General features: G+C 73.8%; 24 protein-coding genes and 1 pseudogene. 9 read left to right on the plus strand and 16 right to left on the minus strand.

Translation table 11 applies throughout. From position 1 onward, the window contains the following. Positions 1-8: 8 nt before the first annotated feature. The 9 genes from OHA72_RS38950 to OHA72_RS38990 form a co-directional block, all read right to left on the minus strand. Positions 9-800, minus strand: coding sequence for an ABC transporter permease (locus OHA72_RS38950; protein ID WP_327001084.1), 792 nt, complete (start codon positions 798-800; stop codon positions 9-11). Then, positions 797-1,744 (minus strand): ATP-binding cassette domain-containing protein, encoded by a 948-nt coding sequence (locus tag OHA72_RS38955; RefSeq protein ID WP_327001085.1) that lies wholly within the window; start codon positions 1,742-1,744, stop codon positions 797-799. The genes OHA72_RS38950 and OHA72_RS38955 overlap by 4 nt, the downstream gene beginning before the upstream one ends. 13 nt (positions 1,745-1,757) lie before the next feature. Further along, positions 1,758-2,603 (minus strand): DUF4097 family beta strand repeat-containing protein, encoded by an 846-nt coding sequence (locus OHA72_RS38960; RefSeq protein ID WP_327001086.1) that lies wholly within the window; start codon positions 2,601-2,603, stop codon positions 1,758-1,760. 68 nt (positions 2,604-2,671) lie between these two features. Beyond that, complete coding sequence (locus OHA72_RS38965) at positions 2,672-3,184, minus strand: YlcI/YnfO family protein (RefSeq protein WP_327001087.1); 513 nt, start codon at positions 3,182-3,184, stop codon at positions 2,672-2,674. A gap of 56 nt (positions 3,185-3,240) precedes the next feature. Further along, the gene (locus tag OHA72_RS38970; protein ID WP_327001088.1) at positions 3,241-3,618 is read right to left on the minus strand and encodes a VOC family protein; all 378 of its coding nucleotides are present in this window, start codon (positions 3,616-3,618) and stop codon (positions 3,241-3,243) included. A gap of 43 nt (positions 3,619-3,661) precedes the next feature. Further along, on the minus strand, positions 3,662-3,850 hold the full coding sequence (locus OHA72_RS38975) for a hypothetical protein (protein WP_327001089.1): 189 nt from the start codon (positions 3,848-3,850) through the stop codon (positions 3,662-3,664). A 180-nt stretch (positions 3,851-4,030) separates the two neighbouring features. Further along, positions 4,031-4,750 (minus strand): class I SAM-dependent methyltransferase, encoded by a 720-nt coding sequence (locus OHA72_RS38980; RefSeq protein WP_327001090.1) that lies wholly within the window; start codon positions 4,748-4,750, stop codon positions 4,031-4,033. A gap of 83 nt (positions 4,751-4,833) precedes the next feature. Beyond that, positions 4,834-6,012 carry a hypothetical protein gene (locus tag OHA72_RS38985; RefSeq protein WP_327001091.1) on the minus strand — a complete coding sequence of 393 codons (1,179 nt, stop codon included), beginning with the start codon at positions 6,010-6,012 and terminating at the stop codon, positions 4,834-4,836. Next, positions 5,996-6,475 (minus strand): SigE family RNA polymerase sigma factor, encoded by a 480-nt coding sequence (locus OHA72_RS38990; RefSeq protein WP_442788763.1) that lies wholly within the window; start codon positions 6,473-6,475, stop codon positions 5,996-5,998. The genes OHA72_RS38985 and OHA72_RS38990 overlap by 17 nt, the downstream gene beginning before the upstream one ends. A gap of 232 nt (positions 6,476-6,707) precedes the next feature. Between OHA72_RS38990 and OHA72_RS38995 the strand changes: the two genes are divergently transcribed. Next, positions 6,708-7,676: an aldo/keto reductase gene (locus tag OHA72_RS38995; protein WP_327001093.1), complete on the plus strand. Its 969-nt coding sequence runs from the start codon at positions 6,708-6,710 to the stop codon at positions 7,674-7,676. A 13-nt stretch (positions 7,677-7,689) separates the two neighbouring features. Here the strand turns inward: OHA72_RS38995 and OHA72_RS39000 are convergent, their stop codons facing one another. The 3 genes from OHA72_RS39000 to OHA72_RS39010 form a co-directional block, all read right to left on the minus strand. Continuing rightward, positions 7,690-8,295, minus strand: coding sequence for a hypothetical protein (locus tag OHA72_RS39000; protein ID WP_327001094.1), 606 nt, complete (start codon positions 8,293-8,295; stop codon positions 7,690-7,692). 369 nt (positions 8,296-8,664) lie between these two features. Beyond that, positions 8,665-10,341 (minus strand): alpha-keto acid decarboxylase family protein, encoded by a 1,677-nt coding sequence (locus OHA72_RS39005; RefSeq protein ID WP_327001095.1) that lies wholly within the window; start codon positions 10,339-10,341, stop codon positions 8,665-8,667. Next, positions 10,338-10,709 (minus strand): hypothetical protein, encoded by a 372-nt coding sequence (locus OHA72_RS39010; protein ID WP_327001096.1) that lies wholly within the window; start codon positions 10,707-10,709, stop codon positions 10,338-10,340. Before OHA72_RS39010 ends, OHA72_RS39005 begins: the two co-directional genes overlap by 4 nt. Positions 10,710-10,793: 84 nt before the next feature. Between OHA72_RS39010 and mdcA the strand changes: the two genes are divergently transcribed. The 6 genes and pseudogenes from mdcA to OHA72_RS39040 all read left to right on the plus strand — a co-directional run bounded on the left by mdcA (position 10,794) and on the right by OHA72_RS39040 (position 16,869). Then, positions 10,794-12,437, plus strand: coding sequence for a malonate decarboxylase subunit alpha (mdcA, locus tag OHA72_RS39015; RefSeq protein ID WP_327001097.1), 1,644 nt, complete (start codon positions 10,794-10,796; stop codon positions 12,435-12,437). Between the two features lie 12 nt (positions 12,438-12,449). Continuing rightward, a pseudogene (locus OHA72_RS39020) lies at positions 12,450-13,272 on the plus strand (triphosphoribosyl-dephospho-CoA synthase). Position 13,273: 1 nt separating this feature from the next. Continuing rightward, a complete protein-coding gene (mdcC, locus tag OHA72_RS39025; protein ID WP_327001098.1) occupies positions 13,274-13,591 on the plus strand; it encodes a malonate decarboxylase acyl carrier protein in 318 nt (105 codons plus the stop codon). Then, positions 13,588-15,351: a biotin-independent malonate decarboxylase subunit beta gene (locus OHA72_RS39030; RefSeq protein ID WP_327001099.1), complete on the plus strand. Its 1,764-nt coding sequence runs from the start codon at positions 13,588-13,590 to the stop codon at positions 15,349-15,351. Before mdcC ends, OHA72_RS39030 begins: the two co-directional genes overlap by 4 nt. A 283-nt stretch (positions 15,352-15,634) precedes the next feature. Then, complete coding sequence (locus OHA72_RS39035; protein ID WP_327001100.1) at positions 15,635-15,964, plus strand: phosphoribosyl-dephospho-CoA transferase MdcG domain-containing protein; 330 nt, start codon at positions 15,635-15,637, stop codon at positions 15,962-15,964. Further along, positions 15,961-16,869: an ACP S-malonyltransferase gene (locus tag OHA72_RS39040; protein WP_327001101.1), complete on the plus strand. Its 909-nt coding sequence runs from the start codon at positions 15,961-15,963 to the stop codon at positions 16,867-16,869. Before OHA72_RS39035 ends, OHA72_RS39040 begins: the two co-directional genes overlap by 4 nt. Before the next feature lie 24 nt (positions 16,870-16,893). Here OHA72_RS39040 and OHA72_RS39045 read toward each other — a convergent pair whose 3' ends face one another. Next, entirely contained in the window at positions 16,894-17,319 is a 426-nt protein-coding gene (locus OHA72_RS39045; protein WP_327001102.1) for an MmcQ/YjbR family DNA-binding protein, read from the minus strand. Between the two features lie 144 nt (positions 17,320-17,463). Further along, a complete protein-coding gene (locus OHA72_RS39050; RefSeq protein WP_327001103.1) occupies positions 17,464-17,871 on the minus strand; it encodes a nuclear transport factor 2 family protein in 408 nt (135 codons plus the stop codon). Positions 17,872-17,952: 81 nt separating this feature from the next. On the opposite strand from OHA72_RS39050, the gene OHA72_RS39055 reads away from it, so the two are divergent. Then, on the plus strand, positions 17,953-18,741 hold the full coding sequence (locus OHA72_RS39055) for a helix-turn-helix domain-containing protein (RefSeq protein WP_327001104.1): 789 nt from the start codon (positions 17,953-17,955) through the stop codon (positions 18,739-18,741). Positions 18,742-18,800: 59 nt separating this feature from the next. Here the strand turns inward: OHA72_RS39055 and OHA72_RS39060 are convergent, their stop codons facing one another. Further along, entirely contained in the window at positions 18,801-20,333 is a 1,533-nt protein-coding gene (locus OHA72_RS39060; protein WP_327011749.1) for an alpha-L-rhamnosidase-related protein, read from the minus strand. On the opposite strand from OHA72_RS39060, the gene OHA72_RS39065 reads away from it, so the two are divergent. Next, positions 20,215-20,526 carry a hypothetical protein gene (locus OHA72_RS39065; protein ID WP_327011967.1) on the plus strand — a complete coding sequence of 104 codons (312 nt, stop codon included), beginning with the start codon at positions 20,215-20,217 and terminating at the stop codon, positions 20,524-20,526. The genes OHA72_RS39060 and OHA72_RS39065 overlap by 119 nt on opposite strands. Positions 20,527-20,578: 52 nt before the next feature. Here the strand turns inward: OHA72_RS39065 and OHA72_RS39070 are convergent, their stop codons facing one another. Beyond that, complete coding sequence (locus tag OHA72_RS39070) at positions 20,579-25,654, minus strand: hypothetical protein (RefSeq protein ID WP_327001105.1); 5,076 nt, start codon at positions 25,652-25,654, stop codon at positions 20,579-20,581. Positions 25,655-25,730 lie beyond the last annotated feature (76 nt).

Consider the following 25,730-nt stretch of genomic DNA (forward strand, 5'->3'; position numbering starts at 1 on the left):
TCCATGGGTTATCGGGTGGACTCACGGTTGAACAGCTTCCTCGACCAGAGGTAGCCGCCGAGGGCGATGACGACGCACCAGCCGACGGCGATGGCGGCGCTGTTGCCGATGGCGGTGCCCATCAGCAGGCCGCGGATGGTCTCGATGAGCGGGGTGAAGGGCTGGTACTCGGCGAACCAGCGCAGCGCGGTGGGCATCGAGTCGGTCGGGACGAACCCGCTGCCGAGGAACGGCAGCAGGACCAGGGGCAGCCCGACGTTGCTGGACGACTCGACGGTCCTGCTGGCCAGGCCCAGGGCGACCGACAGCCAGATGAAGGCGAAGGCCATCATCAGCAGGACGCCGGTGAGGGCGAGCCACTCGACGGGGCCGGCCGACGGCCGGAACCCGATGAGCAGCGCGACGCCGATGATCACCGTGATGCTGAGCATCGTCTGGATGAGGCTGCCCAGCACGTGCCCGGTGAGGATGGAGACGCGGGCGATCGCCATGGTGCGGAACCGGTCGACGATGCCCTCGGTCATGTCCATGGCGACCGAGATGGTGGTGCCCTGCACCGCGGCGGCGATCGTCATCAGGATGATGGCGGGGGTGACGTAGTTGACGTAGCCCGCCCGCCCGCCGGAGGGGCCGCCGATGCCGGCGCCCAGCGTGCCGCCGAAGACGTAGACGAACAGCAGCAGGAAGATGATCGGCATCGCGACGAGCATCACCGTCATCGACGGGTAGCGCACCATCCGCGTGAGGTTGCGGCGCAGCATCGTCGCGGAGTCGGTGAGTGCGTAGGACATGGTGCTCATCGCGTGGCCACCTTCCCGGTGTCGGGGTTGCCGGTGAGGGCGAGGAAGACGTCGTCGAGGTCGGGGGTGTGCACGCTGAGCGAGTCGACCTGGACCGCGTGCTCGTCGAGCCGGTCGATCAGCGCCTTCAGCGCGCGGAGGCTGCCGTCGTGCGGCACCCGCAGGGCGAGCGCGTCGCTGTCGAGGGACGGCTGGCCCACGGCACGCGCGGCGGCCTCGAGGTGCGCCGGCCCGGCGAAGCGCAGCAGGACATGGCCGCCGGAGATGCGGCGCTTGAGATCGTCGGCGGTGCCCTCGGCGACGATCCTGCCGTGGTCCAGCACCGCGATGCGGTCGGCGAGCTCGTCGGCCTCGTCGAGGTACTGCGTGGTGAGGAAGATGGTGACGCCACCGGCGACGAGGTCCCGCACGATCTGCCACATGCCGCGGCGGCTGCGCGGGTCCAGCCCGGTGGTCGGCTCGTCGAGGAAGATGACCTGGGGCGTGCCGACCAGGGTCATCGCGAGGTCGAGCCGCCGGCGCATGCCGCCGGAGTAGGTCGAGGCCGGTTTCCTGGCCGCGTCGGCCAGGTCGAACTGGTCGAGCAGCTCGGCGACCCGGCGCCTGCCCGCGGCCCGGCCCAGGTGGTGCAGGTCGGCCATGAGGGTCAGGTTCTCCCGGCCGGTCATCAGGTTGTCGACCGCGGAGAACTGGCCGGTGACGCCGATCGCGGCGCGCACCGCGTCGGGCTCGGTGGCCGGGTCGTGCCCGGCGACCCGGGCGCTGCCGCCGTCGGCGCGGATCAGCGTCGACAGGATCTTGACGGTGGTGGTCTTGCCCGCGCCGTTCGCGCCGAGCAGTGAGAAGACGGTGCCCCGCGGGACGTTCAGGTCGATGCCGTCGAGCACGACGTGGTCGCCGAACGACCTGCGCAGCCCGGTCGCCGTGATGGCGGGCTGGTTCATGGGAGGCTCCCTTTCACGATCGTCGGACGGTGATGTCGCCGAAGGAGGTGTGTGCGCGGACCTCGACGGTCTGCTCGGACTTCTGCGGTCCCTGGCCGATGTCGTCCAGGGCGTTGCGGACCTGCCCGTAGCCGGTCTTCAGGTCCAGCCATGCGGCGGTGCCGGTGGCGACGCCGACCTCCAGGTCACCGGTCGCGGTGTCCAGCGTGACCGTGTCGCGCGAGACCTCGCCGACGCGGATGGAACCGTTGGAGGACTTGGCCTCCACCGCCGCGCCGGCCCGGTCGACGGAGATGCTGCCGTTGGCCGTCCGCGCGCGCAGCTGGCCGGCGACGGCGCCGACGGTGATGTCGCCGTTGGAGTTCTTGATGACCGCGGCTCCGCCGATGTCGCCGAGCTCGATCCGCCCGCTGCCGTTGGAGACGTCGGCGTCGCCGGCGATCCCCTCGACCGTGATGTGGCCGGTGGTGTTCAGGCGCAGCGGGCCGGTCCGGCCGAGCCGCGCGTGCCCGACGGACGCCTTGAACCGGCACTCGCCGAGCACGCCGGTGCTGTGGACGTCCCCGGCGGTCACGTCGCCGTGCACGGCGGAGCCGGTGGGAAGCTCCACGACCACGGCGACCGACCTGGTCTTCTTGGAGAAGTCGAACACCCGCGACCGCGGCCCGCGCACGGTCAGCGTGCCGTCGGCGTATTCGACGCGGGTCTGCTGCGCGGCCTGCACGTCCGAGTCGTCGGACGCGTCGCTGGGCCGCACCTCGACGACGGTGTCGGCGCGGTCGCTCGCGACGAGCCGCACGTTGCCGACGGACAGGTCGATCGTGACGGAGATCGGTCCGGGGGTGGCGAAAACAGGCATGGTGGTCCCCTCAAAGTGAGTCGGAAGAAGATCCCCGCAGGTGGGGGCGTTGGGCCTGGGCGGCCCGGTCAGCGCGCCCAGCCGGTGTAGTGCTGCGAGCCGGCCTTGGCGCGCCGCTCGGTGCCGTGGTCGCGCTCCGAGGAGCGCAGCGCGGTCGAGGCGGCCCGCACCAGCCACGCGTTGACCGACCGGCCCTCCCTGGCGGCCGCCTCCTCGACGGCGGCCTTGAGCTTGTCCGGGAGGCGGACGTTGATGCGCGTCGTGGCGCCGTCCTCGAACCCCGCGACGTCGTCGGCGGGCGCCGCGCCCCGGTCGCCGGCGTCCTCGCGCGGCCGCTCCACCTGGTGCGGTGTCACGACGAACTCCGGGTCACGCCCGCGCAGGAGCACCTGGACCGAGCCGGGCGCCAGCTCCCTGGTGATCTCGTCGGCGGCGGCCGACAGCGCCTCGAGCAAGGCGAGCCGGATCGCTGATTCCATCGACGCGGTCAACCGCTCGACCACCGCGGCGTCGTCACCACCGGTCTCCACGGCGGTCAGCAGCTCCCGACCGAGAGCAGCCACATACGGGCTCAGGTTCATGGCACCACTATGGCACGGTGTGGTGCCACGTGCAACCCAATGTGGCTCAGTTTGGCTCAGACTGGCTCCGGCTCCAGGAACTCCAGCCGGTTGCCCAGCGGGTCGACGGCGTAGAAACGGCGATGACCAGGGAAGTTGTCGTCCCAGTCCACCTCGACGCCGGCCCCGGTCAGCCGCTCCGCCAGGGTGTCGAGGCCGGTGACCAGCAGCCCGGGATGCGCCTTGCGGGCCGCGACGAAGTCCTGCTCGACCCCGAAGTGCAGCTCCAGGGCACCACTGCGGAACCAGCAACCCCCACGGGCAGCGAGGACCGCCGGCTTCTCCACCTCCACCATCCCGAGGACACCGCCGTAGAACGCCCGGATCCGATCCTCGGCACCCGGCGGGATCGCCAACTGCGTGTGATGCAGACCGTCGAACGAGTACGTGCTCACGGACTTCCTTCCGGTGTTGAGGCCGCATCCCTTCCGGGTGACATCACTGCCGTGCTGGTCTGCCGTTCTGGTGCTCCCATGCGGTTCGCAGATCCTCCAGTCGCCGCTCGGCAGACATCCCGACCGCGATCGGTACGGGGACGTTGCCGAGGTCGTTGACGTGTCCGGCCAATTGGGCGATGAACGCATGTCCGTCTCCGGTCCAGCCGGACGCCGTCAGTATGCCGTCCATCGCACACCGCAGTTGTGCCCGAACGAGGGCGAACTCGACCGTGGCCCGCTCCTCGAGAGCACAGCCGGCGGACTGGGCCGGGGTGCGCGAGATCGGTCTCGAACCGCCATCCTTGTGACGTAGCGTCCGAGGTGGTGCCCCCAACCGGGAGGCGCGGGTCGCCGAGCGGGAGGAGCATCGTTAGGGGGTGCGGTCCGCGGCCGTCCGGCGGGCGACGGCGAACACCGACTGGCCGAAGGGCGCGCGGTGGCGGTCCGCCCGCCGGACGAGCGGGACGACCAGCCGGTCGTAGGTGCGCAGCACCGCGCCGTTCGACGGGAACCGGCCCAGGCCGCGGCAGAGGACGTACCAGGCGAGCAGCCCCATCGGGTTGACGTACCGCAGCTGCTCGATGTGCAGCCCGGCGCCCGACAGCGAGGCGGCGAGACTCTGCAGGGTGTAGCGCCGGACGTGGCCGACGCGGTGGTCGAACGCGCTCATCGCGGACTGGAACGCCGGGACGATGAGCACGGTCGCGCCGCCGGGGCGCAGCAGCGCCGCCATGCTGCGCAGCGCCGCCACGTCCTCGGTGATGTGCTCCAGCACGTTGAGCGCGACGACCGAGCTGTGCTCGCCGGTCTCCGCCGCCGGCAGCAGCAGGTGCCGGACGCGGACGCCGGGGTCGCCGGCGAACTCGGCACGCAGCCGCGCCAGCCGCTCCTCGTCGCCCTCGGCGACCGTCAGCCGGGCCGTGTGCTCCAGCCAGTCCCGTGCGTGCAGCCCGAGACCGGCGCCCACCTCGATCGGGTCGTCGCCGAGGTACGGCCGGACCAGGTCGCTCAGCCACCGCCGGTAGTTGGCCGCGTCGCTGAGATCCTCCAGAACCTCGGACTGGTACTGCGTGTCGCCCCTGATGGCCATGTCCGTCCTTGGATGCGTGCAGGGTGGGTCACCCGCGGGCGGGGGTGCCCGCGGGCCGGGAAGCGGGATCTGGTGCGGGGCCGTCAGACGTTGAGCATCCGGTAGTGCCGCAGCGCCGCCGGGGGTTCGCTGCCGTCGAGGAACTCACCGTTCGGGCCCTTCAGGGCGAACTCGGCCGGGGTGCCGATCCGCCACAGGAGCTGGGCGGAGTTGCCGAGGCCCGGATAGTTGCGGAACGTCGACTGGAAGTCCTCGAACTCCCCGATCCCGCCGGCCTCGCTGACCTGTCGGCCCTCGAGGGTGTTCACCGTGAGGTTGCTCAGCAGTGAGCGCCCGTCGTCGCCGGCCCGGTCGGGTGTGGCCGCGTACAGGTGGACCCACTGGCCGTGGACGTCGCCGTACCCGACGGACAGGCTCTGGACGCCCGTGATCCGCCGGCCGTTGAGCGGGAGCTTGTCCAGCCCGGGCACCGCGCGCTGCCCGGAGCCGTCGGGTTTGACCACGACGACGGCACCGGCGGCGGTGACGAACGCGATGCTCGACCCGTCCGCGGCGTAGGCGGCGTGGCGGGCGTCCGCCGGCAGGTTCGTGCCGAGCGGGGTGAACGTGCGCCGGTCGACGTCGACGACGCCGGCCTTGCCGGCTGTGGAGCGGACGAGCAGGTGCTTGGAGTCGCGGGCCCAGACGGGCTCCAGCAGCAGCCCGTCGACGGTCAGGTCCGGGATGACCGTCTCCTGCCCACCGGCGCGCAGGTCCGCCACGTGCAGCGGCCCCGTGTCACCCTCGACCCAGCTCACCGAACGGCCGTCGGGGGCGACGTTGACGCTGCGCCACGCGCTGCGCGGTAGCGTCCGCAGGGCCGTGACCTGCGTCTGCCCCGGCGTCCAGGACACCAGCCGCAGGACGTCCTGCGGCACCGCGTCGCCGTCCTCGACGAAGTACACCGTGCCGATCTTCGTGCTGGCGTTGGCCTGCCCGGTGGACCCGGGCAGCGGCGCCGGGCTCCCGGTCGGGGGGGCCTGCGATGCCGGGCCGGCGCTGATGCCGGGCAGCACGGTGTCGCGCCCGCCGGGCCCGGCGCCGTGCAGGGCCACCCCGCCGGACACCAGCAGCACCGCGACCGCGGTCGTGGCGGTCACCCGGCGCCGGACGGTCAGCCGCCGCGACGTGCGCAGCACCTGGGGCCGCAGGTCACGCAGCTCCACGTCGTCGGCGAGGTGCCGCAGCGTACCCCGTACCAGATCATCATCGATGCCGGTCATCGCGTCCTCCGATTGCCGAGGGGTGGCCGGCCAGTTCCGGCGCGAGGTCGCGCAGCCGCGACAGGGCTTTGAACGTCTGTGACTTGACCGTCCCGACCGACACCCCCAGCGTCTCGGCGGTCTCGGCCTCGGTCAGGTCCTCGAAGTAGCGCAGCACCAGCACCGCCCGCTGCCGCACCGGCAGCCGCGCCAGCGCCCCCCGCATGACGACCCGCAGGTCACTGGCGTCGGCCTGGTCGGGCACGTGCCGCCTGGGCTCCGGCACCTGCGCCGTTGACCACTCCGGCACCCGGCGCCGGCGCCACCACGACACCTGCAGGTGATACATGACCCGGCGGGTGTACGCCTCGGCGTTGCTGCGGCTGTCCAGGCGACGCCAGTGCTGGTGGGTCCGGGCCAGACTCGCCTGCACGAGATCCTCGGCCAGGTGCTGATCGCCGGTCAGCAGGAACGCCGACCGCATGAGCGCCGGAGTCCTGCCCCGCACAAACGCGTCGAAGTCCTCGATCTCGTCCAAGAGTCAGCCCGTCGTCGTGTCCCGTCAGTCCCGCGACACCCAAGACGCGTGCGCCGCCGCCGATGGTTGCCGCCGGAACCGTCCTGGTTTCCGCGCGCTCGTGAACCCGATGTGCGACGCTGCACGCTGGGCGTGGTGCCCGTCATCGACAGTCTCGTCCCGGCGGAAGGACAGCGCGTTGCAGTACACCCGGCTGGGCAGGACCGGTCTGCAGGTGAGCCGCATCGGGCTGGGCTGCATGAGCTACGGCGTCGCGGCCACCGGCCTGCACCGATGGACGCTGGACGAGGACGCCGCCGCGCCGTTCTTCCGGCAGGCCGTCGAACTCGGCGTGACCTTCTGGGACACCGCGAACGTGTACCAGGGCGGCACCTCGGAGGAGTTCGTCGGGCGTGCGATCACCAGGTTCTCCCGCCGCGACGACATCGTGCTCGCGACCAAGGTCAGCGGGAAGATGCACGACGGACCCGGCGGCAGCGGCCTGTCCCGCAAGGCCGTCATGGAGCAGGTGGACGCGTCGCTGCGGCGGCTGGGTACCGACTACATCGACGTGTACTACATCCACCGTTTCGACCCCGGGACACCGGTCGAGGAGACCATGGCAACCCTGCACGCGCTGGTGCAGGCCGGCAAGGTGCGCTACCTCGGGGCCTCGTCGATGTGGGCCTGGCAGTTCGCGAAGCTGCAACACGTCGCGGTGCTGGGCGGATGGACGCCGTTCGTGGCGATGCAGGACCAGTACAACGTCCTGAAACGGGAGGAGGAGCGGGACATGATTCCGATGTGCCTCGACCAGGGCGTCGGCCTCACCCCGTACTCGCCGCTCGCGAAGGGACGGGCGGCGCGGCCGTGGGGCGCCCAGACCGTGCGGTCCTCGTCGGACACCGTCGCCCAGGCGTTCGACCGCGACGTCGACCAGCCGGTCGTCGATGCGGTCCAGCGGGTCGCCGAGGCCCGTGACGTGCCGATGGCGCAGGTCGCCCTGGCCTGGGTGCTGGCCAAACCGGTCGTCTCCTGCCCGATCGTGGGCGCGACCAAGCCGCACCACCTGCGTGACGCGGTGGCCGCATTGGAGCTCACACTCACCGACGCCGAGATCGCCGACCTCGAGGCCGGCTACACGCCGCAGGACAACTACTGGTGGTGAGGCGCCGAGCCGTTCAGGCCGGCCAGCCGGGTAGCGCCGGCGCGGCCCCCTCGACGATCCGGGTCAGCGTGCCCTCGTCCCGAGGGTCGAGCGCCGCCCGGAGGATGGTGACCTCGACCATCCCGCCGGAGTCCGCACTGTCCCACGCCACCAGCAGTGACGACTCCTTCCACGGCGAGTTCACGATCAGCGAGGGCCCGGCCGTCCACAGCGCGGGCCGGCCGAGCACGGTGCGCGGCTGCGCCTCCGGGAACAGCCGCTGATACTCCGCGATGCTGGTGCGGTCGTGCGCGACGGCCAGCCGCAGCCCGCTGCTCTGCAGCGTCACCGTGCACTCGTGCCAGTCGCTCTCGCGCAGGTACGAGGTCCCGCTGCCCTTGAACGTCGCCGGTTGCTCGACGAGCCCGTACACCTCGGGCCGTTCGATGAGCGGGCACAGCTCCTTCCTCGCCTTGCGCTGCTCCGGGTCGGTCGACTCGGGAAACGGCGCCGCCTTGGCGTCCTCGCCGATGGCCGGGTTCGCGTCCCAGCGCCCGGTCACGACTCCGCCGGCATAGACGGCGACCGCCACGGAGATGAGCACTGGGAGGATCCAGCCGAGAACCTGGCGGTGTCGCATGGCCGCCGAGCATACGACACCGCCGTGCCCGGTACGTCGCGGCGTTCAGTCCTGCAGAACCCAGGCGACGACGGCGCGGACGGCGCCGGAGACGGCGGCCGCGACGACGGCGAGGGTCAGCTTCGAACGCCAGGTGGGGTGGTTGGACGGCTGCTGCATGGTGGCTCCCCGGTGGTGTCGGGTGTGTGGGGGAGCCGGCCGGTCTCCCGTGGACACTCCGAGCAGAGCCCACGGTGGTGCTGTCCGGCACCGGCGTCGAACGAAGCCGGACGGAAATGCCCGGCGACAGGGCCGGTGAACTGGGAGTTGGCGGTGAGGGCGGCGGCCGTCCGGCGGTGTTCGGAGCGGCCGGCCGAACAGCCCGCCGGGTCAGAGTTGGGCGTCGGGGCGGTGTTGGGGGCCGCGGGGGCCGTAGTCGAGGTCGGCGAAGGCGTGGCCGCCGTGGATCAGGTTCGGCGGGGCGTCGTCGGCTGCCATGACGGCCTCGATGAAGACCAGGCCGTCGTGTTCGGCGGCGAGGGCGGCGTCGAGCTCCTCGACGGTGCGCACGACGAACGACGTCGAGGGCGTGTCCGGCGCGAGGACCTTCGGCAGGTCGGCGTACGCCCAGTTCGCGACGTCGTTGTACGCGGCGTGCCGGCCGAGGATCGCGCGTTCGATCGTGTAGCCGGCGTTGTTGATGAGGAAGATGTAGGGCTTGTGGCCGTGGCGGAGGATCGTGGACAGTTCCTGGGCGGTGAGCTGGAAGGAGCCGTCGCCGATGAACAGCAGCTGGCGGCGGTGCGGGGCGGCGGTCAGCGTGCCCAGCAGCGCGCCGAGCGTGTAGCCGATCGAGCCCCAGACGGCCTGGGTGACGAAGGTGCACTCCGGGGGCAGGCGCAGGCCGGTCGCGCCGGCGCTGGACGTGCCGTCCTCGGCGAGCAGCACGTCGCCGGGGCGCAGGAACCGCTGGATCGTCCGCCAGTAGCCTGCCTGCGTCAGCTCGCCCGCCGGCGGGTTCTGACGGGGTACCGGATGCGAGAACGACGCTTCGGGACGCTCCGGCAACCGCTTGACGAGGGACGGCAGCAGATCGGCGAGCGCGACCGCCTGGAAGGTGGTGTCGCCGACGTCGGCGGACCAGGCGTGCAGGTGGACGGCGTCCGGCGGCAGGGTGTCGGTGAAGAAGCCGGAGGTGCTGTCGACGCGGCGGTACCCGATGGTCAGCAGGCAGTCGCTGTCCTCCACGGCGGCGCGGACGTCGGGCGGGCTGCCGCCGCCGGTGTACACGCCGGCGAACAGCGGGTGATGCTCGTCGATGACGGACTTCGCGGTGTTGAGCACCGCCACGGGCGCTTGCAGCCGTGAGGCGAGGGCGGCGACGTCCGCGGCCACGCCGAAGCGGTCCGCATCCAGGTCGGCGAGGATCGCCGGGGCCTGCGCGGTGCGCAGCCGGTGGACCAGGGCGGCGGTGCAGGCGTCGAGGCGTTCCGGGTCGCTGGCCGGGGTGGTGAGCATCAGCGGCTGGTCGGGGACCTGGATCGTGAGGTACGCGATGTCGGAGGGTACCTCCAGGTAGACCGGGAGCTTGCGCTGCCGGGCCGTCAGGATGATCCGGTCGATCTCGGCGGCGGCGTTCTGCGGGGTCAGCCGCGCCTGCGCGGCCGTGACCTCGGCGAAGCAGCGCAGGAATGCGTCGGGGCCGCCGCCGTCGGCGAGGGTGTGGTGCATGAGGCGGCCCTGCCCGGTGGAGCGCATCGGCGGCGACCCGCAGATGCAGATGACGGGGACGTGTTCGCTGTAGGCGCCGGCGATGCCGTTGATGGCACTGAGCGCGCCGACGCCGTTGGTGACGACGAGCGCGGCGAGGCCGTGCAGGCGTGCGGCGCCGTCGGCCGCGTAGGCCGCATTGAGCTCGTTGCAGGTGCCGATCCAGGCGAGCTCCTTGCCGTCCTCCAGCTGCTGCAGCAGCTCCAGGTTGTAGTCGCCGGGCACGCCGAACACGTGCCCGATGCCGGCCTCCCGCAGGCGACGCAGCAGGAAGTCTCCGATGGTCGAGGTGCTCATGACTGGTCTCCCGCGGGTCGGCGTTGTGGGATCTCGATGAGCCGCGGCCCGTCGGTCGCGGCCGGCGCGCGGCGGAGCTCGGCGGTGAACACGGCAAGGCTGCCGGCGCGCACGGCGGCGCCGAGGACGGCGACCAGGCCGTGCCCGGCGAGCCGCTCGGCGACGGCGCCGACGCCGGCGGGGTTGCCGGCCGCTTCGAGGCGGCCGGCCAGCCGGCGCAGCGGCGCGTCGGCGGCGACCGGGGCGCCGTGCACGCCGCTGCGGGTGAGCAGCCGGGTGGTGGCCGGGTCGTCGGGACGGTCCCAGTCGCCGAGCGGGATCGACACGTACACCCGCGGCCGCTGCCCCGGATCGGCGGCATCAAACACTGCCCGGATCCGTTGTGGCGCAACGGGATCCGCGCAGTACGGTGGGAGACCTACGCACGGAGTCCCCTGATGGGCGGGAAGCCGATGAGCCAGACAGTCTGGGACAAGCGACGCACCGCCAAGCGCCAACGGGTCGCCGCCGCCGCGGAGCACACCGACGGCAAGCTGATCCGGCCCGAGGAGCTGCGGCAGGTGCTGGAGACCGTCATCCACCCGGGCGACACGGTGGCACTGGAGGGTGACAACCAGAAGCAGGCCGACTTCCTGTCCAGGACCCTGGCCGGCTGCGACCCGGGCCGGCTGCACGACCTGCACATGCTGATCGGGTCGGTGTCGCGCGGCGAGCACCTCGACCTGTTCGAGCAGGGCCTTGCCTCGAGGCTGGACCTGGCGTACGCGGGACCGCAGAGCGTGCGGATGGCGCAGCTGGTCGAGGACGGCACGGTGGCCATCGGCGCGATCCACACCTACGTGGAGCTGTACGCGCGGATGCTCGTGGACCTGCGGCCGGACGTCGCGCTGCTGTGCGCGTCGGCGGCGGACCAGGACGGCAACCTGTACACCGGGCCCAACACCGAGGACACGCCGACGATCGCCGAGGCGACCGCGTTCCACGACGGGGTCGTCGTCGTGCAGGCCGATGAGGTCGTGCCGACCGGGCAGCTGCCGCGGGTGGACATCCCGGGTGACTGGGTCGACCTGGTCGTGCGGGCCGACCGGCCGTTCTTCCTGGAGCCGCTGTTCACCCGCGACCCGAAGGCGATCGGCCCGGTGCAGATCCTGCAGGCGATGATCGCGCTGCGCGGCGTCTACGAACGGCACCAGGTCGTGTCGCTCAACCACGGCGTCGGGTTCAGCACCGCCGCGATCGAGCTCATCCTGCCCACGTACGGCGAGCAGCTCGGGCTGAAGGGCAGGATCTGCCGCAACTGGACCCTGAACCCGCATCCGACGCTCATCCCGGCGATCGAGTCCGGCTGGGTCGAGTCGGTGCACTGCTTCGGCGGCGAGTCCGGCATGAACCGGTACGTGGCCGAACGACCCGACGTGTTCTTCACCGGCGCCGACGGTTCGCTGCGCTCGAACCGGGTGCTGTGCCAGCTGGCCGGGCAGTACGCGATCGACATGTTCATCGGCTCGACGCTGCAGATGGACGCGCGGGGCAACTCGTCCACGGTGACCGAGGGCCGGCTGTCCGGGTTCGGCGGCGCGCCGAACATGGGGCACGACCCGCACGGCCGCCGGCACGCCACTCCCGCCTGGCTGGACCTGCAGCACGGCGACGCCGCGGACCTGCGCGGCCGCAAGCTCGTCGTGCAGATCGCCGAGACGTTCCAGTCCAGCGGCACGCCGACGTTCGTCGAGTCCCTCGACGCGGTCGAGGTCGGCGAGGGCGCGGGCATGCCGGTCCCGCCGGTGATGATCTACGGCGACGACGTCAGTCACGTCGTCACCGAGGAGGGCGTCGCGTACCTGTACAGGGCGCCGTCCCTGGAAGACCGCAAGGAGGCCCTCGCGGCCATCGCCGGGGTCACGGCGCTCGGGCGCACCGCCGACCCGGCCGGGGTCGACCGGCTGCGCCGCGACGGGCTCGTCGCGCTCCCGCAGGACCTGAAGGTCGACCCGTCCCTCGCGGACCGGTCGCTGCTCGCCGCCCGCAGCATCGGCGACCTGGTCGCCTGGTCCGGCGGCCTGTACGACCCGCCGGCGCAGTTCCGGAACTGGTGAACGGGGGGACCGATGAGCATCGCTGCCGAAACCGCCTTCGCGCCCGGCCTGCTGGGTCGTCTCGCCGGGCAGGCGCTGCGCGAGGAGGCGCTGCACACGCCGAAACCCGGGCTGGTGGACCGGCGGGGCGGCGGCGCGCACCGCGACATGACCCTGCCGATGCTCCTCGCGTCGGCGGACGTCCTCGCACCGGCGATCGCGGCGTGTGCGGAGGCGGCGCAGGCGTTGCCGCCGGGCCGGGACCTGCGGGCCGTGATCGGCGCGATCGGCCGGGACGGCGAGCGGCGGATGCTGGAGGCGACCGGCGGCGTGAACACCCACCGCGGCGCCCTGTGGGCCCTTGGCCTGCTCGCCGCAGGACTCGCCGCCGCCGGCACGGTCGCCGGTGCGGCGCGGTTCGCGGCGCGGCTGGCCGCCCTCGACGATCCCGCGGCCGGCGGCCCGGCGGTGTCGCACGGCGCCCGGGTCCGGCTGCGCTACCGCGTCGGGCGCCGCGGGCGAGGCCCGACGGGGCTTTCCGCACACGGTCCGGGTGGCGCTGCCGGTGCTGCGCGCCGCCGGCCGCACCGACGCGCTGCTCGCCTCGATGCGCCGCCTGGAGGACACGTGCCTGCTGCACCGGGCCGGACCCGCGGGGCTGCGGGCCGTGCGTGACGGTGCGGCCGCGGTACTGGACGCCGGCGGATCCGGCACGACCGCCGGGGCCGCCGCCCTCGACCGGCTCGACCTGCTCTGCCGGCGCCGCGGCCTGTCACCCGGCGGCAGCGGCGACGTCCTCGCCGCCGCCGTCTTCCTCGACGCGGCCGCAGGGCCCTGCGCGGAAGGGACCCGTTGACATGCGCACGCTGCACTTCACGTTCCCGGCGACGATCCGCGCCGCCGAGCGCGCCCACGTCGGCGTCGTCGGCTCCGGCGACCTCGAGGTCCTCTTCGAACCGGCCACCGCGGGCGCTGGCGACACCGCGAACGTTCGGGTCCGGACGAGCGTGGAGGGGTTCGACGAGGTCTGGCGCAGCACCCTGCAACGGTTCTTCGCCCGTACCCCGGTCCAGGGCACCTGGGAGCTCAACGACGCGGCCGCCACCCCGGCCCTCGTCACGCTGCGGCTGCAGCAGGCCGCCCACGCCGCCGGCCACCGCGAGGAGGGATCATGACCACGACGACGCAGGCGCTCGGCGCGGCCACCGCCGGATCCGCCGCCGACTGGCAGCGCGTGCTGCACCGCCGCAGCTTCCTGGAGCTCGACGCGCTCGCCCGCGCCGGGGCGCTGCTCGACGACGGCACCGCCCACGTGCTGTGCGGCCCGTTCGAACGCCTCGAATCGCCGTGGCTGGCACCGCAGGACGTGACACCCCAGGCCGACGACGGCGTCGTCATCGCCCGCGGTACCGCCGGCGGCGCGCCGTGCGTCGTCATCTCCATCGAGCAGGCGTTCCAGGGCGGCGGCGTCGGCGAGGTGTCCGGCGCGAAGATCGCCCAGGCGCTGCGGCTCGCCGCCGCCGACAGCCGTGCCGGCACCCCCACGCCCGCCGTGCTGCTGCTGGAGACCGGCGGGGTCCGGCTGCAGGAGGCCAACCTGGGCCTCAACGCGGTCGCCGAGATCTGCGCCGCGCTGCTGGAGCTGCGCCCGCTCGCACCCGTGATCGGGGTGGTCGCCGGGACGGTCGGCTCGTTCGGCGGCCTGAGCATCGCCACCGGCCTGTGCACCCGCGTGATCGTCACCCCCGAGGCGCGCATCGGGCTCAACGGCCCCGCCGTCATCGAGCAGGAGGCCGGCGCCGAGGAGTTCGACGCCGCCGACCACGACGTCATCTGGGCCGTCGACGGCGGCGCGCAACGGCGGCGGACCGGCCTCGCCGACACCCTCGTCATCGACGACGCCGGCGCGCTGCGCGACGCGGTCCGCGCCGCCGTGGCCGCCGGTGTCACGGCGCCCGGCCGGCACCGCAGCGAACGCCTCGACGTCCTCGACGCCCGTCTCGCCACCATCGATCCCGCGGCGCCACCAGCGCCCGGGCTGCTGCCGCAGCTGTGGGGTGACACCTACAGCGTTCCCGGCGCCAAGGCACCGGACGGGCATCCTCATGCCGGCGGCGGCACCCGGACCACGATGCGGCCCAGCGAACGCGGGCGGACCTGGATCGCCGCCCTGGCCGGGTCGGCGCCGCAGCCCGTCATCGGCTCGGTCCTGCGCGCCGACACTCAGGACGCCACATATCTCGCGGTCGTCCCCGACCCGGGCAACCCGTACTACCGGGCCAGGCAGGGGCAGGTCGGCGTCACCGAGTGCGCGGCCCTCGCCCGCACGCTGCGGGCCGTCGTCGCCGAGGACGCCGGCCGGGCCTCGCGCCGCGCGATCGTCGCCGTCGTCGACCTGCCCAGCCAGGCGTACGGCCGCATCGAGGAGATGACCGGGCTGTACCAGGCGATCGCTGCCGCCGTCGACGCCGCCGACGCCGCCCGCGTCGCCGGTCACCCGCTCGTCACGCTCGTCGTCGGCCAGGCCCTGTCCGGCGGGTTCCTCGCCCACGGCCTGCAGGCGTCGCAGATCCTCGCCCTCGACGCGCCCGGCGTGGAGATCCACGCCATGCACAAGCAGGCCGCCGCCATCATCACCCGGCGCACCCTCGCGCAGCTCGACGAGCTCGCGAAGTCCGTCCCGCCGCTGTCCTACGACGTGCGGCAGTGGGCGACCCTCGGCTTCTGCGACGGCCTGCTGCCCGTCACCGACGCCGACCATCCCACCGCCGCGGACGTGCGGGGCGTCGCGCAGGCGATCCACGACGCCGCGGGCCGCGCCCGCACCGGCCCCACCGACCTGTCCAACCGTCTCGACTCCGACCAGGCCAGGACCGTCCGCAAGGCGTCCAGGGCCGTCCGTGACACCCTCGCCGACCAGTGGACCCGGCGATGACCGCCACCCGCACCCACGACCTCGTGCGGCTCGCCGACCCCGGCGCGGTGCTGACCGGTGCCGATCCGGCCTGGGTGGCCGAGTCCGTCGCCGGCACGCCCTGGGCGGTGGTGCGCCGCGGCACCGCCCCTGCCGGCTACGTCGCCGTCGGGGTCCGGGGCCCGGCCCGCCATCAGCGGCACGCCGCGCGGGTTCCCGTGGGTGCCGTGCTGCGCGTCGTCCGCCCGGAGCGGCTCAGGCCCCTGCGGACGTCTCCGCCGACCGGACGCCGGCGCTCGCGGCCTTGCGCGCGATCGTCCCGACCCTCGACGCGCTCGGCCACGACTGGGGCCCGGTCGGCGGGGTCGGGTTCGAGCTGGCCACGGGGCGGCCGACCACGACCCCGGCGAGCGACCTCGACGTCGTCGTGCGCTGCGAGGCCCTGCCCGGCACCGGCTGGGCCGCCGCACTCCTCGACGCGTTCCCGGTGCTCCCCGCGCGGGTCGACTGCCTGGTCGAGACCACGGCCGGGGCGGTCGCGCTCGCGGAGCTGGCCACCGGCGCCGACCGTGTCATCCTGCGCACCGCCGGCGGTGCCTGCCTCGTCGACCCCGCCGGGTTCCGCGCCACGTGAGCACCGCACTGCTGTTCCCCGGGCAGGGCTCGCAGCAGCCCGGGATGCTGCGGCGGCTGCCATCCTCGCCGGCGGCGGCGCGGACGGTTGCCGAGGCCCGGCCGTTGCTGTCCACAGTGGACACCGCGACGCCGTCGACGACGGGCACCCAGCTCGCCCTGCTGGTCGCCGGGGTCGCGACCGCCCGGGCGCTCGTCGACGACCACGGCCTGCAGGCGGGCGCGGTCGCCGGGCACTCCGCCGGGGCATTCGGCGCCGCCGTCCTCGCCGGGGTCCTCGACCTGCCCGCGGCCCTGCGGGTGCTCCAGGTCCGCGGCGCCGCGATGCAACGCGCGTGCGCACACGGCAGCTGGTCGATGGCCGCCGTCCGCGGACTCGGGCGTCCCGGCGTACAACGGCTCGTCGACGAGCTGTCCACATGCGACGATCCACTGTGGATCGCGAACGTCAACGCCGCCGACCAGATCGTGGTGGCCGGCACCCGCGCCGGCCTCGACGCGCTGCGGCGCCGCGCGCCGGCGGCGGGCGCCCGCGACCTCATCGACCTCGCCGTCGACGTCGCCTCACACGGCCCGCTGCAGGCCGGCACCGCCCGCGCCGTCGCCGATGCGCTCGCCCGCGAGACCCACGGCGAGCAGCGCCGCGCCTACTTCACCAACACCACCGGCCGGCGCCTCGCGCACGCCACCGACGCGGTCCTCGACGACCTCGCACAGGCCGTCCAGCACCCGGTCCGCTGGCACGACATCGTGCGCCTCATGCCGGAGCTCGGCATCACCACCACCGTGCAGGTGCCACCGGGTCACGTCCTGTCCGCGCTCGCTGCCCGGGAACACCCGCGCACGACCAACCTCGCCGTCGACGACCTCGGCATCCCCGCCACCCTGCATCGGCTGCACCATTGAGGGGGCCGCGCCCGCGGGCGGTGATCACACGTCGCGGTGGGCGCTGAGCCAGGCCGCTGCGCGGCGCGCCGACGCCCGGGACAGCCATGCGTCCTGCACGACCTCGGCCAGCTCGGCGCGGGTCAGCTCCCCGATCCGGCTGCCACGCAGAAGCACCGACGGGTGGCCGTTGAAGTGCGCGGTGGTGAAGAACGGCGACGCCTCGTCCTGCACCAGCGCCTGCTTGTCCGCCTCGGACTCGACCCAGAAGACGATCACGTCCTGGTAGCGCTCCCCGGTGCCGGGGTCCACCGCGTCCGGCCGCGGGTTGCGGAAGAACACGAACGACTTCCCGCCCACCTGGTACACCGGATTGTCGCCGGTCCCGTACTCGACCGTGACATGCGGCATGCCAGCCGCCAACTCGTGCACATCATCGATCCGGGCGGGCCGGTTCTCCTCGTCGGACACGCTCACAGCGTAGGCGTCCACGGACGGCAGGTCCTCGGCAAGCCCGGAGCAAGCGACACGATGGTGTTACACGATGCGCCACGTCTCAGATCCACGTGTCGCGGCTGCTCGCCCAGTCGCTGCGGTCGCTGCACCGCGGCCTCGTCAACGACTGACGGAGCCCGGTGAGCGCTGAGCGGTCTCCCACCACGACAGGTTCGCGGACACCTGGGCCAGCGGTTCGATGATCTCCCAGGCCTCGGCGATCAGGCCGTCGTCGAGGCGCCAGATGTCGACGACCGCGATCTGCGGGCCTGCGCCGGGAAGCCGACGGAGGGAGTACATCACGACGTGGTCGGCGTCGGCGAGCAGCTGGTGGATCTCGACCTGCATGCCGGCGAGGGGCACCAGTGCGGCCCGCACGGCGGCGAGCCATTCGGTCCTGGTCGAGGTGATGGCGCCGGGTCTGTGGTGGACGAAGTCGTCGGTCAGGAACGGGGCGAGCGCGTCGACGTCGCCCGTCGAGAGCAGTTCTGCCAGCGCCCGCTGGACGATGGCCTTGTTGTCGGTCATGGACGCAGTGTTTCCGGGCGGCGGTGCCGTTGTCGATGAAGTCGGATTTCATGGCGTCCGGCGCGATGATGCGTACGCTGCATGATCGTGCACACGGTCGGGGAACTGCTACGGCATTGGCGGCAGCGGCGGGGAGTCAGCCAGCTGGACCTGGCGATCGCCGCGGACGTCTCCGCGCGGCACGTGAGCCTGGTCGAGACCGGCCGGTCCAGGCCGAGCGCCGAGATGATCCTGCGGCTCGCGGAGCAGCTGCACGTGCCGCTGCGTGACCGCAACCGGCTGCTGCTGGCCGGCGGCTTCGCGCCCCGGTACGCGGAGCGCCCCCTGGACGACACCGCGCTGGCGGCGGCGCGGGACGCGGTCCGCAGGGTGCTGCGCGCGCACGAGCCGTATCCGGCGCTGGTCTTCGACCGGCGGTGGAACATCGTGATGACCAACCGCGCCGTCGAGCCGTTCCTGGCGCAGGTGGCGCCCGAGCTGCTGCGGCCGCCGGTCAACCTGGTGCGGCTGGGGCTGGACCCGCGCGGGTTCGCCTCGATGGTCGTCAACCTGGCCGACGTGCGTGCCGTGTTCCGCAGCCGGATCGGGCGCCAGCTCGCCGTCGCGCCGGACCCCGAGCTCACCGCGCTCTACGAGGAGCTGCTCGGGTCCGACCCGCGGGACGCACCGGGCCCGCGGGTCGAGTCCGACGTCCTGATACCGATGATCCTGCGCGTCGGCGGGCGTGAGCTGCGGCTGTTCTCGACCATCACCACGTTCGGCACGCCGATGGACATCACCCTCGACGAGGTCGCGATCGAGTCGTATTACCCGGCCGACGCGGAGAGCGCCGCCTTCTTCGGCACGCGGGAGCCCGGCGCGTCGCGGTGACAAAACGGGCGATGACAGTGGTCGATCAATCGGCGCTCAGTGCCGGGGTGCCGGGCCGGTCACTGGACATAGCAGGCCTTGCCGGTGCCGGGGACGGGGTCGCCGAAGACCGCGTTCGTGCACGGTGTGCCGCCGGTGACGCGGCGATAGGTGTACCGGCCGGCGGCGCCGAACGCGACCTCGCGGGTGCCGGTGAACGCGCACGTCCGGGTCTCATCGGCACACGGCGTCCAGATCGTGGACCCCGGCGGCGGGGCGGTGAGATGGCAGGCCTTGCCGGTGCCGGGGACCGGGTCGCCGAAGACCGCGTTGGTGCAGGGCGTCCCGCCGGTGAGGGTGGCGTAGCGGTACTGGCCCGCCGCGCCGTAGGCGACCGTGGCAGTGCCGGCGAACACGCACGTGCCGGTCTCCGTCGCGCACTGCGTCCAGGTGTCCGCGGCGGGTGGGGGAGCGGCGAGATGGCAGGCCTTGGCGACGTTCGGCGCGGGGTCGCTGAACACGCCGTTGCCGCACGCGGTGCCGTTGGACAGCGTCGCGTAGGCGAACCGGCCGGCGGCGCCGTAGGCCACCGCCTGGGCGCCCGTGAACGCGCACGTGCCGGTCTCCGCCGCGCACCGCGGCCAGGCGCCCGGCAGCGCGGACGCGCCGGCCGGTGCCACGGCGCCGGTGAAGTGCCAGACGCCGGAGCCGACCGCGTACACCGTCTCCACGCCGGTCGCCGACACCTGGGTCGCGCCGGCCGGGCTCGCCGTGGCGTCGCCGCGGCCGAAGTTCGGCACGTGCACCGTGGCCGTCGACCCGACCGGGACGGTGACGTCCAGCGCGAGCTGCCTGCCGGTGACGGTCCAGGAGCTGGCGACGGTGCCGCGCACCGTGTCGATCGACGCGGCGGCGCGCTGCAGCCCCGGTGGCACGCGCGGGTCGACGACGAGCGTGGCGTAGCCCGGGCCGGTCGGCTGGATGCCGGCGAGAGACGTGTAGAGCGAAGCGTTGATGCCGGCGAACATGGCGTGGTCGTGCGTCTCCATGTTGGACACGTACGTCCACTGCTCCCACGGCGTCGTCGCGCCCCGGCCGATCTCGTAACCGAAACCGGGATACGACGTCGAGTCCAGCACGGTCATCGCCACGTCGACGCGGCCGATGCGGGCGAGGGCGTCCACGAGGTACCGGGTACCGAAGATGCCGGTGTCGAGGTGCCCTCCGTTGCGGTTGAGGATCGTGTCGACGAGGCGGGCGCCGACCGCGGTCACGTTCGCGTCCGGCACCATCCCGAATGCGAGCGGCAGCACGCTCGTCGTCTGGCGGCCGCTGCCGTAGCTGGCGCCGTCGGCGTTGAGGAACCGGGCGTTGAACGCCGCTCTGATGGTGTCGGCGAGCTGGTTGTAGCGCGTCGCGTCGGCGGCCCGGCCCAGCGCGGCGGCGGCCTTCGCGACCGCCTGCGCCTGGCGGAACGACAGCGCGGTGTTCACAATGGACACTTCGCTCTGGCACGCGCCGGCGCTCGGGTTGCCCTGGCCGCCGTTCGCGTTCGGGCCGAGATCCGGCGGGCACCAGTCGCCGAACCCGGTCGTCCAGATGGAGCCGGGCACGTTCGCGGCGTTGGTGTCCACGAAGCGCTGCGACGACGGCGATCTCCGCGGCCGCCGCGGCGGCGGGCAGGGCCAGCACGACGATGGGCGGGAGCGCGAGCACGGCGGCGGCCAGGCACAGCTTGGCCCGTGCGTGAACGAACATGGCGGTGTCCTTCACGATGCGGAGCGGAGCGAGCGATTGCGTTATTGAAACCTTTCAATCCCAGTGATGTCTCAGGCTAGCACTGAGGGATGTCGATGGGCTAGGTGAACAGTGTCCGATCGAGGGTGAGCAGCACGATGCCCGCGGACGTCCCGGCGGAGAGGGTGTCGTCGGATTCCTGCTGCAGGCAGTGCACCGGGTGGCCCACGTCGATCGTCACCGGCACCGGCGCGCCGCTGTCCGCGTGCCACAGGCGTACCCGGTGATCGTGGCCGCCGGATGCCAGCAGGGTGCCGCCGCCGGCCGTGGTGAGCAGCAGGGCCGCGCGGACCTGGTCCTCGTGCCCGATCAGGGGCCCGCCGATCGGCGCGGCGGTGCGCGGATCCCAGCGGCGGACCGTGCCGTCCGCGCCGGCCGAGACCAGTCGCGGCCCGGCCTGCGCGAGCGACCAGATCCAGCCCCGGTGCCCCTGCAGCGGCGCGCCCCACGGACGGTGCCGCGCGAGCTCCCAGAGCCTGATCAGGCCGTCCTGCCCGGCGACGGCGAGCAGGTCGCCGTCCGGCGTCCGCAGGGCGCACAGCGCGCGGACCGGCGCGTCGCAGACCTTCCAGGGGCCGGTGACCGTCCGGCCGGTCCGGGGATCCCAGATCGCCACGGTCCCGTCGCTGCCGCCGACCGCGACGAGACCGGGCAGCGGGCAGCTCGCGGTGATCGGCGCGGACAGCACCGGCGTACCCACGGTGACCGCCGCCGACGCCGCCGAGTCCACTGTGGACAGGTGCCCGTCGGCCCGGCCGATCGCCAGCAGCGGCCCGGCCGGGGCGATCGTGGTGACGGGCGCGTCCACCGGCACCGCGCGGCCCGGATCCCCGGTGCGCAGCCGGCCGTCGCCCGTGCGGGTGAACGCGCCGGCCAGCGCCTCGATCGAGCGGGGGAAGTCGCCGAGGGCGGCGCCGACCGGGCGGCCGGCGAGGTCCCAGGTGCGCACCGTGCCGTCCTCGTTGGTGGCGGTCACCACGGGTTCGCCGGCGCAGTCCCAGACGCACATGGCGGAGATGGTGGCGCGGTCACCGGCGGCCCAGTGCCCGAGCATCGTCGCGGTCAGCGGATCCCAGACCCGCACCGTCATGTCGTCGCCGTGGCTGATCAGGCGCGCCGCGCCGCCGGCGGTGCAGTGGCGCACGCCGCGCACGACGCCGCTGTGACCGGCGAGCGCCGCGCCCACCTGGACACCGGCGGCGGGATCCCAGACCCGCACGGTGCCGTCGAGGCCATTGGTCGCCAGCATGGGCCGGCCGTCCCGGTCGCGCCACACGGTCACCCCGCCGACCGGGCCCTCGTGGCCCGTCATCGGCTCGCCGACCTGCCGCCCGGCGACCGGATCCCACACCCGCACCGTGCCGTCCTGACCGGCGGTGGCCAGCCGCACCGCGGCGCCAGGGCCGGTCCACGAGCACACGCCGAACACCGGGCCCGCGTGCCCCGTCAGCGGCGGCGCGACCTCGGTGCCGGCGGCCGGGTCCCAGAGCCGCACGGCACCGTCCTCGCCGACCGTCGCGAGCCGGTCCGAGGACCAGACGCAGACCTGGAACACCGGGCCGGCGTGACCGGTGAGGGGCGCGCCGAGCGGGGATCTCGTTTCGGCGTCCCAGATCCGCACGGTGCCGTCGTGCCCGGTGGTGACGAGGCGGCCGGCCCAGGCGCACACCGCCCAGATCGCGCCGGCGTGCCCGACCAGCGGCGGGCCGCACGGCGTACCGGCGAACGGGTTCCACACCCGCACCTGCCCGTCGTAGGCGACGGCCAGCAGTGTCCCGCCGGGCCCCGTCCACGTGCAGCAGGCCCGCGCCGGGGTGTTGCCCGTGGGATCGTCCGCGGCGTCGGCAGGTGCCGCCGGATCCCACATCCGCACCGAACCGTCGCTGCCCGCGGTCGCCAGCAGCGTGCCGTGCGGCCCCTGCCACGCGGTCAGCGCGGACACCTGCCCGAAATGGCCGCCGAGGACCGGCCCGGCCGTGCCGGCAAGAGGATCCCAGATCCGGATCGAGCCGTCGGCGCCGCCCGTGGCCAGCCGCGGCCCGCCGCCCGGCCCGGTCCACGAGCAGATGTCGAGGATCGCCCGGGTGTGCCCCTCCAACGGCGCACCGGCCGCCGCGCCGGAGGTCGCGTCCCACAGCCGAACCGTCCGGTCGGTGCCCACGCTGGCGAGCATCGGGCGTCCCTGCGGCCCCGGCCAGTGGCAGACCCCGAAGACCGTGCCGGTGTGCCCGGACAGCGGCGCGCCGGCCGCGGAACCCGTTGCCGGGTCCCAGATCCGCAGGAGACCGTCCATGCCGGCAGTGGCGACGCGGACCCCGTCGTCCTGCGTCCAGGCGCACAGGGCGAAGGCGCTGCCGGTGTGCGCGGCCAGCGGCGCCGCGAGCATCGTCGCGGTCTCCGCGTCCCAGATCCGCAGGGTTCCGTCGATCCCGGCGGCGGCCACCCGCACGGCGCCGTCCGCCTCCTCCCAGCCGCACACCGCGGCGACGGGGCCGTCGCCCTCGATCGGCGCCATGCCGGTCGCCGGGAGGCCGCTGAGCGCGTCCCACACCCGCAGGTCGCCGGCCTGGCCCGCGCTGATCAGCAGCACCCTGCCCGACCGGGTGGGCAGCGCGGCGAGGCAGGGGATGGAGCCGGTGTGCCCGGTGACCGGGTTGCCGACCGGGGTCGCGGTGGCGGTGTTCCACAGCCGGATCGTCGCGTCGTTGCCCGCCGATGCGAGCAGCCGCCGCCCGTCCGGGAGCACGAACGCGCAGATGTCGGTCACGAAGCCGCGATGCCCGGGCATCGTCAGGTGCAGCGGGCTGCGCGGCAACGTGGCCGCGCGGACACCCCAGGGCGCGGGCCCCTCCGTCAGCGCGCGGACGCCGGAATGGAGCAGGGCCGCCAGTTGCCTGCGGCCCGCACGGTCGGCGGGCGCCGCACCGGCCAGGTCGGCCCGGGCGGCGACCACCCCGGCGACCGGGACCGGCAGCGGTCCCCGGCCGAAGAGCGTGGTCACGGCCTCGGCGGTCACCGCGTCCGGCGACAGCCCGTCGAGGATCCGCGGCCGGTCGGCCAGGTCGGCCCACTGCCCGGCCGCGGCGACGTGGCCGGGCAGGTGGTGGCGCAGGTAGGTGGGCATGTCCTGCGGTGCGTGCCCGCCGGCCAGGTCGAGCAGCACGCGGCCCGCGCGCCGGATCCGGTCCGGCTGGCCGTCACCGGCGAAGTGCTCCACCAGGGCGCGGTGCGCCAGCCGGTACACCGTCTGCCCGTGGCTGACGTCGATCACCACATACGCCGGCGTCTGGTCCAGCAGCAGCTGGATGTCCGCCCGCGACGTGCCGGCACCGCCCGACAGCCCGTCCGCGATCGTGCCCCAGATGCCGTCGGCGATCGGCAGCCCGCGCCCGCGGGCCAGTGACAGCGCCTCGATCAGCGGCACGAAGGCGTCGTGGGTACGGCCCATGCGCGCCAGCGTGACGTCGAACAGCTGCCGGTGCGTGCCGGCGAGGAGCCGCTCCAGCGACCTCGCCCGCCCCGGGGTCAGCAGCGTCGGGTCCTGGATGAGCTCCTGCACGACCAGCCTGGCGAACAGGAACTCCCGGTCGTTGCCGGCGACCCGCTCGGCGGTCTGCCGGATGACGTCGTCACCGGGCCGCCGCCGGTGCAGCTCGGTGAAGTCACGCGGCGGATGGTCACGGGCCTCCCGGAGCCTGCGCTCCACGTAGCGCAGGACGGCGTCCGGCTCACGCCCCACCGTGACCACGTCTGCGTCGCCGAGAGCGTCGAGGATGTCGCGGTCGCCGTGTCCCGGGTGGTCCGGCGCCTCCCTCGTCGACACCCGGCTGCCGAGCACGACCCGTACCCCCGGCAGCGAGGCGATGCGACGGACCAGCGTCACCGCGATGCCGACCGGATCGCCGGACTCGTCCAGCGCGTCCATCAGGACCGTGAACGGGCGGTCCCGCCGGGCCAGGCGGTCGGCCAGCCAGTCCAGGTCGTTGGCGAGGCCATGGGAGCGGTCGGCGGCGCTGGGCGGCGCGCCCAGCCCCGCGCCCTGCGCCACCCGGTCCAGCACCTGGGCGACGATGAGGCGGGCGAGGTGGATCGTGGCGTCGAAGACCTCATCGGGCGGGCGGTCACCGGCCGGCAGCGGGTCGATGAGCCCGCGCCGGACGAGCGCCTCCCGCACCTCGGGCAGCGTCTGGACGAGCAGGTGGCCCAGCAGCGCGGACTTCCCGGCGCCGGCCGGGCCGCCGACCACCAGCAGCCCCGTGTCGTGGGTGCCGAGCCAGCGGACCACCGCGCGGCGCTCACCGGCCCGGCCCTCGAAGAACCAGGACACCTCGCCCTGTTCCGCGGCCTGCGCCTTGACCAGGAAGTGGTGCCGCTCGTCCGGGGCGAGACCGTCGAGTGCGTCCTCGAGGAACCGGATCGTGTCCAGCGGCCCCGACAGCGACGCGGCCGGCAGCGCCTGCCGTTGCAGGGCGGCGCCGTCGGCGTCACGCTCCCGGACGGTCCCGCCGCCCAGCTGGTGCCGCAGGTCCGTCGCGAGGTCGTGCAGCGCGATCGTGCGCACCGCCCGGAACGTGCCGTGCAGGCTGCGGGCGAGCGCGTCGGTGAACCGGCCGAGCGTGGTCGCGCCCCGCCCGGCGACGCCGACCAGCAGGACGGCACCGGGCTCCTCGTAGGCCCCGGGCGGATGCCGGTCCAGTTCGGCGTTGAGCAGCTGGACGAACCGCGCCGACTGGCAGGCGTCGACGACGACCACGGTCCACCCGCCGGCCGACCCGAGCCTGCGGCGCACCGCCTCGGCCAGCTGCTCCGGCCGGATCCCGAAGGTGCCGACCTCGGCCGGGCTCGCGAAGTGCGCCAGTGCCGCGTCCAGCCCGTCCGACCAGCCGTGCCCGACCCAGTACAGCCACGAATCGACGCCGTCCCGGTCGGCCCAGGCACGCATCCGGCGCTGCACACTGTCGCCGTCGCGGCGCTCGACCGGCCCCGGCCAGCGGTGCTGCCCGGCGCCGAACTCCGCCAGCAGCTCGACCAGCCGGCCCACCTGCGGCTCGACGTCCAGATCCGGCAGGCCGTCGGCTTCGTAGTGCCCGATCGCGACCGGGAAGATCTCGAACCTGCCGATCGTCGCGTCGTGCACGGCTCAGATCGTCCGTTGACGCACTCACCGCCGGCAATCCCCGGATCGGCCCGAAATGATTGGACGGGGTATGGAA

This window comes from Dactylosporangium sp. NBC_01737 (genome assembly GCF_035963215.1).
Taxonomy (GTDB): domain Bacteria; phylum Actinomycetota; class Actinomycetes; order Mycobacteriales; family Micromonosporaceae; genus Dactylosporangium.

Excerpts from the sequence above, each read along its gene's own strand:
- OHA72_RS38950 (WP_327001084.1), bottom strand. The coding sequence starts at position 800 with ATGAGCACCATGTCCTACGCACTCACCGACTCCGCGACGATGCTGCGC.
- OHA72_RS38955 (WP_327001085.1), bottom strand. The coding sequence starts at position 1,744 with ATGAACCAGCCCGCCATCACGGCGACCGGGCTGCGCAGGTCGTTCGGC.
- OHA72_RS38960 (WP_327001086.1), bottom strand. The coding sequence starts at position 2,603 with ATGCCTGTTTTCGCCACCCCCGGACCGATCTCCGTCACGATCGACCTG.
- OHA72_RS38965 (WP_327001087.1), bottom strand. The coding sequence starts at position 3,184 with ATGAACCTGAGCCCGTATGTGGCTGCTCTCGGTCGGGAGCTGCTGACC.
- OHA72_RS38975 (WP_327001089.1), bottom strand. The coding sequence starts at position 3,850 with ATGGACGGCATACTGACGGCGTCCGGCTGGACCGGAGACGGACATGCG.
- OHA72_RS38980 (WP_327001090.1), bottom strand. The coding sequence starts at position 4,750 with ATGGCCATCAGGGGCGACACGCAGTACCAGTCCGAGGTTCTGGAGGAT.
- OHA72_RS38985 (WP_327001091.1), bottom strand. The coding sequence starts at position 6,012 with ATGACCGGCATCGATGATGATCTGGTACGGGGTACGCTGCGGCACCTC.
- OHA72_RS38990 (WP_442788763.1), bottom strand. The coding sequence starts at position 6,475 with ATGCGGTCGGCGTTCCTGCTGACCGGCGATCAGCACCTGGCCGAGGAT.
- OHA72_RS39000 (WP_327001094.1), bottom strand. The coding sequence starts at position 8,295 with ATGCGACACCGCCAGGTTCTCGGCTGGATCCTCCCAGTGCTCATCTCC.
- OHA72_RS39005 (WP_327001095.1), bottom strand. The coding sequence starts at position 10,341 with ATGAGCACCTCGACCATCGGAGACTTCCTGCTGCGTCGCCTGCGGGAG.
- mdcA (WP_327001097.1), top strand. The coding sequence starts at position 10,794 with ATGAGCCAGACAGTCTGGGACAAGCGACGCACCGCCAAGCGCCAACGG.
- mdcC (WP_327001098.1), top strand. The coding sequence starts at position 13,274 with ATGCGCACGCTGCACTTCACGTTCCCGGCGACGATCCGCGCCGCCGAG.
- OHA72_RS39030 (WP_327001099.1), top strand. The coding sequence starts at position 13,588 with ATGACCACGACGACGCAGGCGCTCGGCGCGGCCACCGCCGGATCCGCC.
- OHA72_RS39050 (WP_327001103.1), bottom strand. The coding sequence starts at position 17,871 with ATGACCGACAACAAGGCCATCGTCCAGCGGGCGCTGGCAGAACTGCTC.
- OHA72_RS39055 (WP_327001104.1), top strand. The coding sequence starts at position 17,953 with ATGATCGTGCACACGGTCGGGGAACTGCTACGGCATTGGCGGCAGCGG.
- OHA72_RS39065 (WP_327011967.1), top strand. The coding sequence starts at position 20,215 with ATGGACACTTCGCTCTGGCACGCGCCGGCGCTCGGGTTGCCCTGGCCG.